The sequence below is a fragment of the Neoluteolibacter marinus genome (genome assembly GCF_014904755.1).
GTDB classification, from domain to species: Bacteria; Verrucomicrobiota; Verrucomicrobiia; order Verrucomicrobiales; family Akkermansiaceae; genus Haloferula; species Haloferula marina.
The window spans coordinates 1-304 of sequence record NZ_JACZFQ010000257.1 but is presented as its reverse complement, the minus strand read 5'-3'; the positions used below and the strand labels follow the sequence as shown (position 1 = coordinate 304).

At 67.4% G+C, this 304-nt stretch carries 1 protein-coding gene; it reads right to left on the bottom strand.

Annotated features, from left to right (window positions below; genetic code table 11):
* On the bottom strand, positions 1-304 hold a 304-nt coding region (locus IG178_RS24745), incomplete at both ends, for a DEAD/DEAH box helicase family protein (protein WP_193215244.1).

Sequence of the window (304 nt, the reverse complement as noted above, 5' to 3'; positions counted from 1 at the left end):
GACCACCACGACGTCCCGACGGGTCAGCAGAGCGTTCGTGGCCGAGTGGCGCAGCCGCTCGACCTCCTCGTTGATCGAGGAGTCCTTCTCGATGAAGGTGTCCGTCTGCGGGACGTAGGCCTCCGGCTGGTAGTAGTCGTAGTAGGAGACGAAGTACTCGACCGCGTTGTTCGGCAGCAGCTCCCGCAGCTCGCTGGCCAGCTGGGCGGCCAGGGTCTTGTTCTGGACCATGAGCAGCGTGGGCCGCTGCACCGACTCGATCAGCCAGGCGGCCGTGGCCGACTTGCCGGTGCCGGTGGCGCCG